Below are 15710 nucleotides of genomic sequence, written 5' to 3' on the forward strand. Positions count from 1 at the left end.
TGACCCTGAGGTCCCTGTTGCCGTCAATGCTACGCGTCGTCCACATATGCTGATCACTCACACACTACCAAACTACACACACTACACTTACCCGCGGCGCTTTGGGTCGATACGGAACACACACCCTGATCGCGCCGAACTAAATAAAGATGGTTTTGAAATGGGGCGGAAATGTGGCAAAGCTTAAAAACAAAGAGTTTTGCATCGCATTTTCGTCTAATTCTGTTTGGAACTCTGAAATTTTCAGAACAGTTCTTAACCAATCTTAAGATCGGTTCCTGAGCGGAAACAAAACCGGGATTACGCAGGGTCACATATGTGTCGAAACTGAGGCAAAGACGAATCGAGTCGGAAGGATGAATAGGCTGGATGCGTGGGTTTCTGGTTGAAGTACGCACGCCAATGAGACGCATCATACGTCTTGATCAACCCAAATTTACCCCCATGTTTTGAGCAAGTTTCAACAGGAGAAAGCAGGCATGGATCGCCGAACCTTGATGGTTTCCGCCGCGGCACTTGGCACATGTGCTGTATTACCGACCCCCGTGTTTGCTTTGTCCTCTTCTGCAGGCACCCTGCAGGTTGAAGAGATGGCGCGCGGACTGGACAACCCCTGGGGTGTCGGGTTCTTGCCGGATGGCTCAATTTTGATCACAGAGCGCGACGGGCGGTTGCTGCGTTTGTCGGAGGGCGAACTTGCTGAGGTGGCCGGGGTCGGCCAGATCGCGGCGGTCGGGCAGGGCGGACTTCTGGACGTTTTGGTGCCAAAGGATTTTGCGGAAAGCCGTGAGCTGTATTTCACATTCGCCAAGCGGCAGGGCAACGGCGCTGGCACGGCTGTGGCGCGCGCGCGGCTCGGCGACACTGCGGAGAGGTTGGACAGGTGGGATGTGATTTTCGAGATCACACCTGGCTCTTCAGGCGGTCGGCATTTTGGCTCTCGCATTGTCGAAGGAAGTGACGGGTATCTCTACTTTACCGTGGGAGACAGGGGAGACCGGCCTTCGTCTCAGGATATTGCGCGAGAGAACGGATCGGTTCTGCGCATCGCGCGAGACGGTGGCATTCCATCTGACAATCCCTTCACACAAACTACAGGCGCACGTCCGGCGATCTGGTCCTGGGGACATCGCAATCCGCAAGGGGCGACGCTGGATCTGGATGGCAATCTGTGGGTTTCCGAACATGGGGCGAAAGGCGGCGACGAGGTTAATCGTGTGCACAAGGGTGCCAACTATGGCTGGCCTGTCATCTCTTATGGTCGGCACTATTCGGGAGAAAAGATTGGCATTGGAACCGAAGCGGACGGCATGGAGCAGCCAGAATTCTACTGGGATCCGTCCATGGCTCCGTCGGGCATGATGATCTATTCGGGCAAGCTCTGGCCTGAATGGCGGGGGTCGATTTTTGTAGGCTCGCTCAAGTTCGATTATCTGGCGCGGCTTGACGGCAACCCTCTGCAAGAGGTTGAGCAAATCAAGGGCCGTGAGACAGAGCGCGTCCGTGATGTGCGCGAAGGCCCGGACGGATCGATCTGGGTGTTGTCGGCCGGGCGCGGGGCGCTTTACCGGTTGACGCCTTAGCAGACCGTGGCAGGGTGTGGTCATGCTCTCTGGAGGATGATCCAAATGCCATTTTTGAAATCCCTGACGCTGGCTTTGACACTTGTGCTGACCTTCACGCTCAACCCAGCACAGGCACAGGATGACCTGCCGGAATCCGTCTTTCGCGACTATGATCATATGCGTGAGGTGCTCGACACTAACATGATGTCCCGTCAGATCGGCGTCGTCATGCGGAACTTCGGAGCCTCGGATGAAATGACACCTGAACAGCTGAGCGCGCTTGAAAATCAGGTGCGCGGTATTTTCCCTCAGGATTTTGAGACGGCCGAGATGATCCTGCGTGATGAGCTGGAAAATGGCTGGGCGCGAGAACTTTTGGCCTACTACACGGGTATCAGCTATATCTATGTGTCCGTGTTTTATCACAAACGGGAGGACTTTGTCGTCGTGCCGTTTTTTCGGTTCAACACAGACATGCTAGAGCTTTTGACAGAGTTCTAGCGGCGCAGGTTTCCGCGTGTTTAAGTTTTCCGCTTCAACTCGAAATATGCTGTGTCGCACATTTCGATGCCGCCATAGTCGAAGTTTTTCTCCGCATATCCGGTTTGTTCAAATCGGAGTTTCTTCAACAAAGCTATGGATGCGATGTTGCGCGGATCGCATTCAGCCGTCAGCACTGGCATATCTGAAAACCGGGCAAATGATGGGGGATCAAGGCACTCAGCGCCTCATAGGCGACACCCTTACCCCAGACCGCGGGGTGCAGGATGTATCCCAGTTCGGGTTTGGCCCAAATCCCTGCTTTGCCAATGCACAAACCGTCATGCTCAATGATGTATTCATCACTGTTTTTAGTGGGTGTCGCCATAAGCCAATCTAAAACAGACTGTGTTTCAACGATATCCGTATGCGGCGGACAGCTCCAGTAGCGCATCGCTTGCTGGTTAGTCATAATAACATGCAGACCCGGCAGATCAGACTGAATTGCGCGGCGCAGCAGTAACCGCTCGGTGCGGATCACACCGACAGCCGCGTCGCCTGACTGCCGCGCTCGCGATAAGGCGTGGTGTTGTAATGCGACCGGTAGCATTTGGAGAAATGCGAGGGTGAGGCGAAGCCGCAGGCGAGTGCCACGTTGATCACCGTCATATCTGTCTGCATCAGCAGGTTGCGCGCTTTTTGCAGGCGCAGTTCCATGTAATAGCGCTTGGGTGAGCGGTTGAGGTAGCGCCTAAAGAGCCGCTCCAATTGCCGCGTGGACATCGCCACTTCTTTGGCCAGGATTGAGGGGCTGATTGGTTCCTCGATGTTGTTTTCCATCATCTGGATCACTTGGCTCAGCTTGGGGTGACGCACGCCGATGCGGGTGGGAACGGACAGGCGTTGCGTGTCCTGGTCCGTTCGGATCGAGGAATAGATCAACTGATCCGCCACCGCATTGGCAAGACCTTCGCCATGGTCATCGGCAATGATCTTGAGCATCAGGTCGATAGAAGATGTACCGCCCGCCGTGGTGAGCCTGTTGCCGTCGATCACGAAAACGGATTTGGTCAGCTCCACCTCGTCAAACTCTTCAGCAAAACTATCCTGATTCTCCCAGTGGATCGTCGCGCGCTTGCCATCCAGCAACCCTGCCTTGGCCACCGTGTAAGCGGCGGTACAAAGCCCCCCACGGTCAATCCGCGCCGGGCCTCGCGTCGCACCCAGTTGAGCACTTTCTTGGTCGTCGCCGCCTGTACATCAATGCCGCCACAAATCAGCATCACATCATCGCGCCGCAACTCTTCAAGGTCGATATCGAGCTTAAACTCGGCCCCGGCAGAACACGCGACCATGTCACCGCCTTCACCGGCCAAAAGCCACTCATATTTGGTCTCACCCGCCATTCGGTTGGCGATCCGCAGACTTTCAAGTGCAGCCGAAAAGCACAGCAGCGTGAAATTATTAAGCAAAACAAAGACAAAGCGGCGGGGCTTGTCTGTCTCTGAGCGGCTTGCGGCGCTGGTGTTTTGCATCGCCCGACTCCGTTGGCACTGCACTAGAGCACGAGTTTCATGAAATCGTCGACCAATACAAGGGGATGCGGACGCAATTTGCGACATTTCTTGTCGAACTTATATGGTAGAGGCCTGCAGGATTGCTTATACAGCGCGCGCAATATGCCAAATGGCGGAGAGAACCGATGAGTGATTGGACTAAATCTGACTGGCGGTCGAAGCCCAGAATTCAGATGCCGGACTATACCGATGCAAACGCGCTGCGCGCTGTTGAATCGAAGTTGTCACAGTTTCCGCCGCTTGTTTTTGCCGGTGAAGCGCGCCGCCTGAAAAAGGCATTGGGTGCGGCATCACGCGGTGAGGCATTCCTATTGCAGGGTGGGGATTGTGCCGAGGCGTTTGATCAGTTCTCAGCTGATGCTATCCGCGACACGTTCAAGGTCATGCTGCAGATGGCCGTGGTGCTCACCTACGGGGCCAAGGTGCCGGTGATCAAGGTGGGCCGCATGGCCGGGCAGTTCGCCAAGCCGCGCTCCGCGCCGACCGAGACCGTGGGCGATGTGGAACTGCCAAGTTACCGCGGTGACATCATCAATGAACTGGCCTTCACGCCTGAGGCGCGGATTCCGGACCCGAATAAAATGCTGCAAGCCTACACACAGGCGGCGGGGACGTTGAACCTCTTGCGTGCGTTTTCAACGGGTGGTTTTGCCGACATCAACAACGTGCATCGCTGGACCTCTGAATTTGCCGATGGTCAGGCAGTCAAAAAGTACAAGGACTGGGCCGAGCGGATTTCCGATGCGCTTGATTTCATGGGCGCGGCAGGAATTGATGCCGATGAGGTGGAATCGCTTGCGTCCGTGGACTTCTACACATCGCATGAGGGGCTGCTTCTGGAATATGAGGAGGCCTTATGCCGCGAGGATTCCACGACACCGGGTGCGTGGCTGGCTGGGTCCGGGCACATGCTCTGGATCGGCGATCGCACACGACAGCCGGATGGCGCGCATGTGGATTTCCTGCGCGGTGTGCTCAATCCCATTGGAATGAAATGCGGCCCGACAATGGAAGAAGACGACCTGAAGCGCCTTCTCGCTACGCTGAACCCCGAGAATGAAGAGGGGCGTTTGACGCTTATCGCACGCTTTGGCGCGGGCAAGGTGGCCGAACATCTGCCGCGCCTGATCAAAACGGTTGAGGCGGAAGGTGCCAAGGTCACGTGGGTGTGCGATCCGATGCATGGCAACACGATCAAATCCTCAACCGGCTACAAGACACGGCCCTTTGAGTCGGTTCTGCGCGAGGTTCAGGACTTCTTTGGTGTGCACCGTGCCGAGGGCACCATTCCCGGCGGCGTGCATTTCGAGATGACCGGTCAGGACGTGACCGAATGCACCGGCGGGGTGCGTGCCGTGACTGAAGAGAACCTATCGGATCGCTATCATACGGCGTGTGACCCGCGCCTCAACGCATCACAGTCGCTGGAACTGGCGTTTCTGGTGGCGGAAGAGTTGCAAACACTGCGCAATGGTCAAAACGCGCAACGCGCGGTTTAATGAGACAGCCCAGTGACAGACTGACATTATTGACCTGCCATTTCGCTTGAGATGGCAGGGTATTCCATGATTTTTTCTGCAAGCGTGAACTTAGCGAACCAGGCGCAAATACGGACGTTCGCTTGGTAAAGGTGGCGCATCCGACCGGCAAGCCTCAGCGCTGAAATCAGCCTCTTCAGCAACATCAACAAACGGCGCGCTGACATCAGGTGTGATGGGGGTGATCGTGCATTCAGTGATGTTAAAACGGCGCGGGGTGTCCCCAATTGCACCCTGAGACACAAGACATCCCAAAGCGCGGGAAATATCGCCAAGGTCACTGCGAAGCGGCAAAAGCAACATGGTGCCAGACAACGAGCCAGGACGTTTGGAACTCAGCGCCAGACGTAGGGTCGCGGGGCGCTCAAACAGTTCGACAAGAGCATCTGCCAGCCGGTCGCGGTCTTCTGGCTCGATCAGGGACGACACGGGCATGCCGCGCACTTCCAGCCCCATCACATCGCATAGATGTGTGCCGGCAATGCGCATGCGCGCCATACCTGGTGCAATCTTTTCTGCGACAAACGCATTGCTCAACAGCGATTCGATTCCGCGGGGGTCAATTTCGGTGCGCAGCGGCACGTCGCCGTCGCGGCGCATGCTCGTCCAATAGGCTTCAAATTCCGACAACTCAGTTGCGCGGTAGGTCGAAACGGGTGCCTGCATCGCAACTATTTTCTCTGCATTGACAGCATCTTGTTGCGATCGTCCCTGGTCGTCTTTCATGGTATTCCCCACTCACTTAAATTCACACACCACCTGCTCAAAAACAGGCTTACACATCCCCCGAGATGCGAGTCACACATGTGATCTATAACACTTTGCCCAACTGCCGCCACTCTACACAATTCGAAAAGAATTTGTTCAAGATTCTTTGAGAATGGTTAACGCCTTGAAAGTCCAAGGGCTTGTGTCGGTGCTTGCCCTTATGGGGTGGAGTGGCTAGGACAAGACGGCGTAACAAGGAGACGCGGCTTGTGTTAAATTCGATGACCGGTTTTGCCTCCGGCAAGGGAACAGACGGGCACTATAGCTGGACCTGGGAGCTACGCGCCGTCAACGGCAAGGGGCTTGATCTTCGGTTGCGCGTGCCCGATTGGATCGAAGGTCTGGAAGCGGCATTGCGCGCGCGATTGGGCAAGGCACTGGACCGTGGCAACGTCTCTGTGGGGCTGCGAGTGACACAAGAAGACGGCGCCAGCGCCGCCACGCTCGACAGTCCATTTCTGGATCAAGTGCTGAATGCGATGTCCGAAATCGAGACACGTGCAATGGACAAGGGGCTCTCGCTGGCCCCGGCCAACGCGGCGGATGTTTTGGCGCTGCGGGGCGTGTTCGACACAAGTTCTGATGAGACCCAGGATACGAGCGCATTATCCAAAGCGCTGCTGGCAGATTTCGAAATGGTTTTGGCTGCATTCAAAGACATGCGCAGCACCGAGGGAGCTGCGCTGGAAGTTGTCCTGAATGAACGCGTGGATCAGATCGAAGGCCTCGTGGGTCAAGCCGCACATGCCGCAGAGCGACGCAAACCCGAAATTGAAGAGCATTTTCGGTCGGCCCTTGCGCGGGTGATGGACAATGCGGACGGCATGGACGAGACGCGTGTGGCGCAAGAATTGGCGACGCTTGCTGTGAAGGCGGACGTGACCGAAGAAATTGACCGCCTGCGGGCGCATGTGAAAGCGGCGCGTGATCTGATTTCCGGAGGAAGCCCGGTTGGCCGCAAGCTGGATTTCCTGTCGCAGGAGTTTAATCGAGAGGCCAATACGCTCTGTTCCAAGGCGCAGAACGCGGCGCTGACCTCGATCGGGCTGGAGTTGAAGACCGTGATCGACCAGATGCGCGAACAGGTGCAGAATGTGGAGTAAGGGTTTGCAGGCCGTGCGCTTGGGTATTTTTAACAAGAAAGAAGCTGGGGGACTGCCATGACAGCGCGGCGTGGGCTTCTGATCATTTTGTCCTCGCCCTCGGGTGCGGGTAAATCGACATTGTCACGGCGGCTTCGGGACTGGGATGAGACGATTTCCTTTTCGGTGTCGGCCACAACGCGCGCACCGCGCGACGGCGAAGTGGAGGGGCAGGACTATCATTTCCTCACCGAGACTCAGTTCAAGACGGATGTGGCACAGGCAAATATGTTGGAACACGCGCATGTGTTCGGGCATTTTTATGGCTCTCCCAAAGCCCCGGTTGAGGCGGCGATAGAGGCCGGGCGGGATGTGCTCTTTGACATTGACTGGCAAGGGGCGCAGCAGGTCCAGAACTCGGCTCTTGGTCCACATACACTCTCGATCTTTATTTTACCGCCTTCCATCAAAGAGTTGCACCGTCGTCTTGAAGCAAGGGGGCAGGACGCGCCGGACGTCATTGCAAGGCGGATGCAGAAAAGCTGGGATGAGATCAGCCATTGGGCGGAATATGATTACGTACTGGTCAACGATGATCTGGATGAGACAGAGGCGCGTCTGCGGTCGATTGTCAGTGCGGCGCGCCTTCGGCGCGTTCAGCAACCTGACCTCAATGCCCATGTGATGCGCCTTCACGCAGAATTTGAGGACCGGTTATGACGGTTTACGCGCTGGACAACATAGCGCCCGAACTTGGCCAGGACGTGTGGGTGGCACCGGATGCCAATGTGATCGGCAATGTCATTCTGGAAGAGGCCGTATCGATCTGGTTCGGCTGCACCTTGCGCGGTGACAATGAACCCATCCGCGTGGGCACAGGCAGCAATGTGCAGGAAAACGTTGTGATGCACACTGACCCGGGCTTTCCACTTGTCATAGGGCCGGGCTGTACCATAGGCCACAAGGCCATGTTGCATGGCTGTCAGCTTGGAGAAAATACGCTCATCGGGATGGGGGCCACCGTGCTCAACGGGGCCAGGATCGGCAAGAACTGCCTTATTGGGGCAGGGGCGTTGGTCACCGAAGGCAAGGACGTCCCAGATGGCAGCCTCGTCATGGGCGCTCCGGGCAAAGTCGTGCGCCAACTTGACGAGGCCGCGATTGCCGACATGACCCGTGCAGCCCGGCACTACCAAGCCAACGCCAAACGGTTTCGCGACGGCCTGAAGCCGGTCTGAAGCAGGCCGGCGATGACCGAAGGGCATATCAATACGCTTTTAGAAGCCATTCCGCTCCCTTCGGTTCTGATCGGTCGCGACGAACGCATTCAGGGGGCCAATGCGCGTGCCGTCGTTCTTTTGGGGCAGGGGATTCAGGGGCGGCATTTCATCACTGCAATCCGCCAGCCCGCCGTGCTCGATACGATCGAGGCGTGTTTCAACGATCACAATCCGCGCCAGTCGCGATACTTGTCCAGCCAAGATGCGCAGGATACCACGTTTCAGGTCACCTGTTCCGCCGTCGAAACCGACGAAGGCATCAGCGTTCTGTTATGTTTTGAGGATATAACACCGCTTGAACAGGTTGGTCAGATGCGCCGCGATTTTGTTGCCAATGTCAGCCATGAATTGCGCAGCCCTCTCACAGCGTTGTTGGGGTTCATCGAAACCTTGCAGGGCCCGGCGCGCAATGACCCGGCTGCGACTGATCGGTTCTTGAGCACGATGCAGAACGAGGCCAGCCGCATGGAGCGGTTGGTGCGGGATCTGCTGTCGCTCAGTCGGGTTGAGGCGCAGGAGCGTGTGCGGCCGACCAAACCGATCGATCTGGTTGCGATCCTGCGGACTGTCATACACGCCAATGCCCCGCTATTGAAGGATGCCGGTGTCACCTGCACGCTTGAAGTTGATATGGACAATCTGGAGCTTCCCGGTGACGCCGATCAATTGCAGCAGGTTTTTACCAACCTCATCGAAAATGCGGTGAAATACGGTGGATCAAACAATGCCATCCGCATGTCCATCCATGTTGAAGATGATCACCCCGCATTGCGTGGCCCATGCGCCATCGTCACGGTCGCAGATCAAGGCCCCGGCATTGACCCGGTGCATATTCCTCGCCTGACAGAGCGGTTTTATCGCATCGACAATCACCGCTCACGCGAGATGGGGGGCACCGGGCTTGGGCTGGCAATTGTAAAACATGTTGTGAGTCGCCATCGCGGACGCTTGAAGATTCAATCCGAGTCGGGTCAGGGCAGCCAGTTTCAGGTGATACTGCCTCGGGAACTCCCGCTTGACGCCAGTTAGATATCTATGTTTTTCAGAATATTATACAAATTAATTGGGTGTCACAAAACTGTTACGCAGATGTAACAAAAGCGTTGTGTGCGCTCTCTAAATACGGGGCCAGGGTCACCGGGGGGTGGCCATGATATCTGACATCAGGAGCATCATATGTCCTTTGTGAAACTGACTGCCTCTAGCCTGGCCATTGCGGCCGTTTCGGCCACCACAGCTGCCGCACGCGACAACGTGCAAGTCGCGGGTTCTTCAACTGTATTGCCTTATGCCTCTATCGTTGCTGAAGCATTTGGCGAAAACTTCGACTTTCCAACACCGGTTGTGGAATCGGGTGGCTCATCAGCTGGCCTGAAACGGTTCTGTGAGGGGGTCGGTGAAAACACAATCGACATCGCCAACGCCTCCCGCCAAATCCGCGAAAAAGAAATAAAAGCCTGTGCCGAAGCAGGCGTCACAGACATCATCGAAGTGCGCATCGGGTATGACGGTATCGTTTTTGCCAGCCAGAAATCCGGACCGGCCTTCACTGAATTCCAAGCCTCTGACTGGTTCAACGCCCTGAGTCCGATGATCGTCAAAGATGGCGCGCTGGTGGAAAACACAAACACCACATGGGCAGATGCCAACCCGGATTTGCCAGCCGTTGAAATCGCGGCGTTTATCCCGGGCACCAAGCACGGCACACGCGAAGTGTTTGAGGAAAAAGTGTTGGTTGAGGGCTGCAAGGCCACAGGCGCTTACGACCTTTATCTTGCGGCCGCCGAAGGCGAGGACGAGAAAGCCAAGAAGAAAGCTGCGAAAAGTGCCTGCTACGACGTGCGCACCGATGGTAAATCCGTGGACATCGACGGTGACTACACCGAAACGCTGGCCCGTATCGACAGCAACAGCGACGGCATCGGTGTCTTTGGCCTGGCGTTTTACGAGAACAACACCGACAAGCTGAAAGTGGCCACCATGGGCGGCATCGCGCCATCGACCGAAACCATTGCAAGCGGCGAATATCCTGTGTCGCGCCCGCTCTTCTTCTACGTCAAGAAAGCGCATATCGGCGTGATCCCGGGCTTGAAAGAGTTCGCAGAGTTTTTCGTGGCCGACGAAATTGCCGGCCCTGACGGACCTCTGGCACAGTACGGATTGGTCTCCGACCCAGAACTGGCCGACACGCAGGCAACTGTGAGCGACGAGCAAACTCTCGGCCAAGGCTCCTAAGCTGCTGACATCTCTTCAGAGGCGGCTTTTGGTCGCCTCTGACATTTGCCTTTTTAGGCCAATTAGAAATCCGGGACGGGGACCCCATGTCTGCTCTTTGGCTCGCTTCCATTGCTCTTCTCCTCGCGGGCTTAGGATTTGTTCTCGGACGATCCCGCGCTCTTGCAGATGCAGGCGGTGAATCCCGTGACCTGCATTCTCTTCCGGCATATTACGGCTGGAACGTCGCGCTGTCGTCGCTGGTCCCGGCACTTGGCCTTTTGATCCTTTGGATGCTGATCCAGCCGCTTTTTATCAATACATCTGTCTCATCGACCATCCCGGCCGAGCTCATTCCCGACAACAGCACGCGTGGTCTTGTGATGTCTGATGTGCGCCGTGTGGCCGAAGGCCTGGACCTGGCCGTTGCACAGGGCGCGATTGCCCAGGACGAGGCGCAGGGCCTGCGCACTGAATTCACAAATGTGCGTGAAAAGCTTGCTGAGGTGGGCGTCGCGCTTGGCTCTGATGTGACAGCACCTGTGTTGCGAGCCGCGCAGCAGTACAGAGAGATGACCGCATCCGGGAACCTCTTTCGCACCATTGCAGTTTTGGCTGTGGCTATCGCCGGGTTTGCCTTTGCCTTTTTCCAAACGAACAAGACCTACCGGGCGCGCAACGTGGTCGAGGCGGGCCTCAAAATCCTGCTGGTCTTGGCCGCGTCGATTGCCATTCTAACAACCGTTGGCATTGTTCTTTCGCTGATTTTCAACACGATTGAGTTCTTTCGTCTTTACCCTGCATCAGAGTTTTTCCTCTCGCTCACCTGGTCGCCCAGTTTTGGCGGCGGGTCCGAGCTTGGGATCATCCCGCTGCTCTGGGGAACGTTCTACATTTCGATCATTGCACTTGCAGTGGCCGTGCCCATCGGGCTTTTTGCCGCCGTATACCTCTCGGAATATGCCTCGCCCAAAATTCGCGCTTTTGCCAAGCCCCTGATCGAAGTGCTTGCGGGTATTCCCACAATTGTCTACGGGCTTTTCGCACTGTTGACCGTCGGGCCGCTTCTGGTGTCGGTCTTTGGTGACAATGGCGTTGGCATCATGCAGGCCGGCACGGCGGTGATGACGGCCGGGTTGGTTATGGGTATCATGCTTATCCCCTTTGTCAGTTCCCTCAGCGACGATATCATCAATGCAGTACCGCAGGCGATGCGCGATGGCTCGTATGGGCTGGGCGCGACGAAATCCGAGACCATCAAACAGGTGATCCTGCCAGCCGCCTTGCCGGGTATCGTGGGGGCTATCCTTTTGGCGGCAAGCCGCGCGATCGGGGAGACCATGATCGTAGTTCTGGGGGCAGGGGCGGCGGCTCGGCTGTCGATGAACCCGTTTGACGCCATGACCACAGTCACCGCCAAGATTGTCAGCCAGCTCACCGGCGACGCCGATTTTGCCAGTCCTGAGGCGCTCGTGGCCTTCGCGTTGGGCATGACTCTGTTCATCATCACGCTGGGGCTCAACGTTCTGGCACTCTACATCGTGCGCAAATACCGGGAGCAGTACGAATGACCGACGCAACCTTCACCGGCGGCGCTGGCAAGGCGCGAAAAAGCTCGCTGACGGAACTGGATGATCGCACCAAACGGCGCAACCGAGCCGAGGCGCGGTTCAAGGCCTACGGTATCGCCGCAATTTGTACCGGGTTGTTTTTTCTGGTCGTTCTGGTTGCGACGATCCTGTTCAACGGCGTCGGCGCCTTTCAGCAGACATTTGTGAATGTGCCTGTCTATCTGGACCCTGCGAAACTCGACAAAAACGGCACGCGTAACATCGAAGACATCAAGAAGGTATCGACCTTTGGGTATTCACCGCTGATCCAAACCGGCTTGCTAGAAGAAATTGAGAAAAACAACATCGACACGCCTTTGGAAAAACCAAAAGACATGAAGAACTTGTTATCAGCATCTGCGGCGGCGCAAGTGCGTGACTACGTGATCGCCAACCCGGATATGATCGGAGAGAAGGTCGAATTTCGGCTTTTGGCTTCGTCCCGTGTGGACGGGTATTTCAAGGGGCGCGTGACCCGTGACGCGGTAGCTGAGGACAAGAACATATCAGTTGAACAGCTGGACCTCACTGACGCCTTTCGCGAAGCCGGTGTGATCTCGAAATCCTTCAACATGTCCTTCATCACCGGTGCGGATGCCTCAGAAAGCAGACCAGAGTCCGCAGGCATTGGAGTGAGCATGCTTGGCTCGTTTTTCATGATGCTGGTTGTGCTCATCCTCAGCCTGCCAATTGGCGTTGCCGCATCGATCTATCTCGAAGAATTCGCGCCGCAGAACAGGTTTACGGACCTCATCGAAGTCAATATTTCCAACCTCGCCGCCGTGCCGTCGATTGTGTTTGGTATTCTGGGCCTCGCGGTCTTCATCCAGTTCATGCACCTGCCGCAATCGGCACCTTTGGTCGGTGGTCTGGTCCTCACGCTCATGACCCTGCCGACAATCATCATTTCCACACGTGCCTCTCTGAAATCTGTCCCGCCCTCAATCCGGGATGCGGCTCTAGGGGTGGGAGCCTCAAAGATGCAGTCTGTGTTTCATCACGTTCTGCCATTGGCCATGCCGGGCATCCTGACCGGGACAATCATTGGCCTCGCACAGGCCTTGGGGGAAACCGCACCGCTTTTGCTCATAGGCATGGTGGGCTATATCGCGACGAACTATCCCGACAGCGTGGCGTCAGGCTTTGTTGATCCAAACTCGGCCATTCCGGCGCAGATCTATCAATGGGCCACCCGCGCGGACCCGGCGTTTTATGAACGCGCCTGGGGTGGCATCATCGTCCTTCTGGTCTTTCTTTTGACCATGAACATCATCGCCATTCTGCTGCGCCGCAAATTTGAGCGCCGCTGGTAAATGCGGGCTTAAGGAGCTACGCCAATGTATGACACGCCAATTCTGGAGAAGAACGTGGACCAGAAAGAGATCAAATTCGCGGCCCGCGGGGTGCAGGTCTATTATGGCGACAACCACGCCATCAAGGATGTGGATGTCGATCTGGAAGACAAAACCGTCACCGCCTTCATTGGTCCGTCGGGTTGCGGCAAGTCGACTTTTCTACGTTGTCTCAACAGGATGAACGACACAATTGATGTGTGCCGGGTTGAAGGCGACATCCATCTCGACGGCGAAGATATCTATGACAAGCGTGTCGACCCCGTGCAATTGCGCGCCAAGGTGGGCATGGTGTTTCAAAAACCCAACCCGTTTCCCAAATCGATCTATGACAACGTTGCCTACGGCCCGCGTATTCATGGATTGGCCAGGAACAAGGCCGAGCTTGATGAGATAGTCGAAAAGTCGCTGCGTCGGGCGGCCATCTGGGACGAGGTGAAAGATCGCCTTGATGCGCCCGGCACCGGCCTCTCGGGGGGCAACAACAGCGGCTTTGCATCGCACGGGCCGTCGCGACGGAGCCTGAGGTTCTTTTGATGGATGAGCCATGCTCAGCCCTTGATCCGATTGCCACCGCGCAGGTTGAGGAACTGATCGACGAACTGCGCAAGAATTACTCAGTGGTCATTGTCACCCATTCTATGCAGCAGGCCGCGCGGGTGAGCCAGAAAACCGCATTTTTCCATCTGGGTAATCTGGTGGAGTTTGGCGAGACCAGCCATATCTTCACCAATCCCACAGATGAGCGCACCGAAAGTTACATCACAGGCCGGATAGGCTAGGAGCAGCAATGCAGGACGAACATATTTCCTCTGCCTTTGACCGCGACCTCGAAGCGGTACAGGCGATGATCATGAAGATGGGCGGAATGGTTGAAGAGGCCATCATGAATGCTGCCCTCTCGCTGGAAACCGGAGATGAAGAGCTGGCCGAACAGGTTCGTGCCGGGGACAAGGCGATTGACGCGCTCGAAGAGCAGATTGATCAGGAAACAGCGCGCATCATCGCGCTGCGCGCACCGACAGCTATCGATTTGCGCGTCATCCTGACGGTGATGAAAATCGCGTCCAATCTGGAACGCATCGGCGACTATGCCAAGAACATGGCCAAGCGGACCACGGTTCTGGCGCAAATGACGCCGATCAATGGGGCGGCGGCCTCACTCCGGCGGATGGCGCGGGAAACCGAACGCATGCTGCGTGATGCGCTTGATGCTTACATTCAGCGCGACGAAAAGCTGGCGCAGGAAGTGATCGCGCGCGATCATGATGTGGATCAGATGTACAACGCGCTCTTCCGCGAATTCCTGACCTTCATGATGGAGGATCCGCGCAACATCACGCCCTGCATGCATTTGCACTTTATTGCCAAGAACGTCGAGCGGATGGGCGATCATGTGACCAATATTGCGGAACAGGTGGTGTACCTGGTGACCGGCGCAGTCCCCGAAGAAAGTCGCCCCAAGAGCGACTACATAACGACGGACGCCGAAACCCCGTCTTAGACAGGGTAACACGGCGGAGGGCACAAGATGGCGACGCAACAACCCAGTGTTTTATTGGTCGAGGACGAGCCGGCTCAGCGCGAGGTGCTGGCCTATAACCTTGAGGCAGACGGGTTTGCCGTGACCTGTGCAGGCAACGGTGAAGAGGCCTTGATGCTTGTCGATGAGGCTACGCCTGATGTGATCCTGTTGGACTGGATGTTGCCCAACGTGTCCGGCATCGAAATCTGCCGTCGCCTCAAAACGCGCCCAGAGACGCGCAATGTGCCGATCATCATGATTTCGGCACGGTCCGAGGAAGTGGACAGGGTGCGGGGTCTTGAGACCGGCGCGGATGATTATGTGATCAAGCCCTATTCGGTGATCGAGCTGATGGCCCGGGTGCGCGCGCAGCTTCGGCGCACACGACCCTCGACCGTAGGGCAGAGGCTGGATTATGAAGATATCGTATTAGACTCCGAGACACACCGCGTTTCGCGCGCAGGCAAGGAACTGCGGCTTGGCCCCACAGAATTTCGCCTTCTGACGACCTTTATGGAAAAACCCGGCCGGGTGTGGAGTCGTGAGCAGCTTCTGGACCGTGTCTGGGGGCGGGATATCTACGTCGACACCCGCACTGTGGACGTCCATATCGGGCGCCTGCGCAAGGCGCTTTGCGCGCATGGAGGAGATGATCCCCTGCGCACAGTGCGTGGGGCAGGGTATAGTCTGGGGTGAGTGTCTGCTTTGCGGACTTAGCT

15 protein-coding genes and 2 pseudogenes are annotated in these 15710 nt (G+C 56.6%); 13 read left to right on the forward strand and 4 right to left on the reverse strand.

Translation table 11 applies throughout. The features are described 5' to 3' along the window. The first annotated feature begins 479 nt into the window (after window positions 1–479). The gene (locus tag RZ517_RS10180; protein WP_422395535.1) at window positions 480–1583 is read left to right on the forward strand and encodes a PQQ-dependent sugar dehydrogenase; all 1104 of its coding nucleotides are present in this window, start codon (window positions 480–482) and stop codon (window positions 1581–1583) included. A 45-nt stretch (window positions 1584–1628) separates the two neighbouring features. Continuing rightward, window positions 1629–2066 (forward strand): hypothetical protein, encoded by a 438-nt coding sequence (locus RZ517_RS10185; protein WP_338548111.1) that lies wholly within the window; start codon window positions 1629–1631, stop codon window positions 2064–2066. 20 nt (window positions 2067–2086) lie between these two features. Here RZ517_RS10185 and RZ517_RS10190 read toward each other — a convergent pair whose 3' ends face one another. From RZ517_RS10190 to RZ517_RS10200, 3 genes and pseudogenes are all read right to left on the reverse strand, one after another. Further along, window positions 2087–2248: a GNAT family N-acetyltransferase gene (locus RZ517_RS10190; RefSeq protein WP_338548113.1), complete on the reverse strand. Its 162-nt coding sequence runs from the start codon at window positions 2246–2248 to the stop codon at window positions 2087–2089. Beyond that, a complete protein-coding gene (locus RZ517_RS10195) occupies window positions 2236–2517 on the reverse strand; it encodes a GNAT family N-acetyltransferase (protein ID WP_338548115.1) in 282 nt (93 codons plus the stop codon). Before RZ517_RS10195 ends, RZ517_RS10190 begins: the two co-directional genes overlap by 13 nt. Window positions 2518–2582: 65 nt before the next feature. After that, window positions 2583–3580: pseudogene (locus RZ517_RS10200) on the reverse strand (GlxA family transcriptional regulator). Between the two features lie 167 nt (window positions 3581–3747). Here RZ517_RS10200 and RZ517_RS10205 point away from each other — a divergent pair. Beyond that, window positions 3748–5121 (forward strand): class II 3-deoxy-7-phosphoheptulonate synthase, encoded by a 1374-nt coding sequence (locus tag RZ517_RS10205; RefSeq protein ID WP_338548117.1) that lies wholly within the window; start codon window positions 3748–3750, stop codon window positions 5119–5121. Window positions 5122–5211: 90 nt separating this feature from the next. On the opposite strand, the gene RZ517_RS10210 is transcribed toward RZ517_RS10205, so the two are convergent. Further along, window positions 5212–5886 carry a PAS domain-containing protein gene (locus RZ517_RS10210; protein ID WP_338548118.1) on the reverse strand — a complete coding sequence of 225 codons (675 nt, stop codon included), beginning with the start codon at window positions 5884–5886 and terminating at the stop codon, window positions 5212–5214. 263 nt (window positions 5887–6149) lie between these two features. Between RZ517_RS10210 and RZ517_RS10215 the strand changes: the two genes are divergently transcribed. The 10 genes and pseudogenes from RZ517_RS10215 (at window position 6150) to phoB (ending at window position 15687) form a co-directional block, all read left to right on the forward strand. Further along, window positions 6150–7031, forward strand: coding sequence for a YicC/YloC family endoribonuclease (locus tag RZ517_RS10215; RefSeq protein WP_338548120.1), 882 nt, complete (start codon window positions 6150–6152; stop codon window positions 7029–7031). 57 nt (window positions 7032–7088) lie between these two features. After that, the gene (gmk, locus tag RZ517_RS10220; protein WP_338548122.1) at window positions 7089–7730 is read left to right on the forward strand and encodes a guanylate kinase; all 642 of its coding nucleotides are present in this window, start codon (window positions 7089–7091) and stop codon (window positions 7728–7730) included. Further along, complete coding sequence (locus RZ517_RS10225) at window positions 7727–8248, forward strand: gamma carbonic anhydrase family protein (RefSeq protein ID WP_338548123.1); 522 nt, start codon at window positions 7727–7729, stop codon at window positions 8246–8248. Before gmk ends, RZ517_RS10225 begins: the two co-directional genes overlap by 4 nt. Window positions 8249–8260: 12 nt before the next feature. Continuing rightward, entirely contained in the window at window positions 8261–9319 is a 1059-nt protein-coding gene (locus RZ517_RS10230; RefSeq protein WP_338548124.1) for an ATP-binding protein, read from the forward strand. Between the two features lie 147 nt (window positions 9320–9466). Next, the gene (locus RZ517_RS10235; protein WP_338548125.1) at window positions 9467–10525 is read left to right on the forward strand and encodes a substrate-binding domain-containing protein; all 1059 of its coding nucleotides are present in this window, start codon (window positions 9467–9469) and stop codon (window positions 10523–10525) included. Between the two features lie 86 nt (window positions 10526–10611). Further along, window positions 10612–12075: a phosphate ABC transporter permease subunit PstC gene (gene pstC, locus RZ517_RS10240; RefSeq protein WP_338548126.1), complete on the forward strand. Its 1464-nt coding sequence runs from the start codon at window positions 10612–10614 to the stop codon at window positions 12073–12075. Beyond that, window positions 12072–13427, forward strand: a complete 1356-nt coding sequence (gene pstA, locus RZ517_RS10245; RefSeq protein WP_338548127.1) for a phosphate ABC transporter permease PstA — start codon at window positions 12072–12074, stop codon at window positions 13425–13427. The genes pstC and pstA overlap by 4 nt, the downstream gene beginning before the upstream one ends. A 24-nt stretch (window positions 13428–13451) precedes the next feature. Beyond that, window positions 13452–14248 (forward strand): annotated as a pseudogene (gene pstB, locus RZ517_RS10250) (phosphate ABC transporter ATP-binding protein PstB). 8 nt (window positions 14249–14256) lie between these two features. After that, window positions 14257–14970, forward strand: coding sequence for a phosphate signaling complex protein PhoU (gene phoU / locus RZ517_RS10255; RefSeq protein ID WP_338548128.1), 714 nt, complete (start codon window positions 14257–14259; stop codon window positions 14968–14970). A 27-nt stretch (window positions 14971–14997) separates the two neighbouring features. Next, complete coding sequence (gene phoB / locus RZ517_RS10260) at window positions 14998–15687, forward strand: phosphate regulon transcriptional regulator PhoB (RefSeq protein ID WP_338548129.1); 690 nt, start codon at window positions 14998–15000, stop codon at window positions 15685–15687. The last annotated feature ends 23 nt before the right edge of the window (window positions 15688–15710 follow it).

Origin of the sequence: Roseovarius sp. S88, from assembly GCF_037023735.1 — a bacterium.
GTDB lineage: Bacteria > Pseudomonadota > Alphaproteobacteria > Rhodobacterales > Rhodobacteraceae > Roseovarius > Roseovarius phycicola.

What these genes read in the sequence shown, in the direction of transcription:
- RZ517_RS10180 (WP_422395535.1), top strand. Translation starts at nt 480, where the DNA reads ATGGATCGCCGAACCTTGATGGTTTCCGCCGCGGCACTTGGCACATGT.
- RZ517_RS10185 (WP_338548111.1), top strand. Translation starts at nt 1,629, where the DNA reads ATGCCATTTTTGAAATCCCTGACGCTGGCTTTGACACTTGTGCTGACC.
- RZ517_RS10195 (WP_338548115.1), bottom strand. Translation starts at nt 2,517, where the DNA reads ATGACTAACCAGCAAGCGATGCGCTACTGGAGCTGTCCGCCGCATACG.
- RZ517_RS10215 (WP_338548120.1), top strand. Translation starts at nt 6,150, where the DNA reads ATGACCGGTTTTGCCTCCGGCAAGGGAACAGACGGGCACTATAGCTGG.
- pstC (WP_338548126.1), top strand. Translation starts at nt 10,612, where the DNA reads ATGTCTGCTCTTTGGCTCGCTTCCATTGCTCTTCTCCTCGCGGGCTTA.
- RZ517_RS10190 (WP_338548113.1), bottom strand. Translation starts at nt 2,248, where the DNA reads ATGCCAGTGCTGACGGCTGAATGCGATCCGCGCAACATCGCATCCATA.
- RZ517_RS10210 (WP_338548118.1), bottom strand. Translation starts at nt 5,886, where the DNA reads ATGAAAGACGACCAGGGACGATCGCAACAAGATGCTGTCAATGCAGAG.
- phoB (WP_338548129.1), top strand. Translation starts at nt 14,998, where the DNA reads ATGGCGACGCAACAACCCAGTGTTTTATTGGTCGAGGACGAGCCGGCT.
- pstA (WP_338548127.1), top strand. Translation starts at nt 12,072, where the DNA reads ATGACCGACGCAACCTTCACCGGCGGCGCTGGCAAGGCGCGAAAAAGC.
- gmk (WP_338548122.1), top strand. Translation starts at nt 7,089, where the DNA reads ATGACAGCGCGGCGTGGGCTTCTGATCATTTTGTCCTCGCCCTCGGGT.
- RZ517_RS10225 (WP_338548123.1), top strand. Translation starts at nt 7,727, where the DNA reads ATGACGGTTTACGCGCTGGACAACATAGCGCCCGAACTTGGCCAGGAC.
- RZ517_RS10205 (WP_338548117.1), top strand. Translation starts at nt 3,748, where the DNA reads ATGAGTGATTGGACTAAATCTGACTGGCGGTCGAAGCCCAGAATTCAG.
- RZ517_RS10230 (WP_338548124.1), top strand. Translation starts at nt 8,261, where the DNA reads ATGACCGAAGGGCATATCAATACGCTTTTAGAAGCCATTCCGCTCCCT.
- phoU (WP_338548128.1), top strand. Translation starts at nt 14,257, where the DNA reads ATGCAGGACGAACATATTTCCTCTGCCTTTGACCGCGACCTCGAAGCG.
- RZ517_RS10235 (WP_338548125.1), top strand. Translation starts at nt 9,467, where the DNA reads ATGTCCTTTGTGAAACTGACTGCCTCTAGCCTGGCCATTGCGGCCGTT.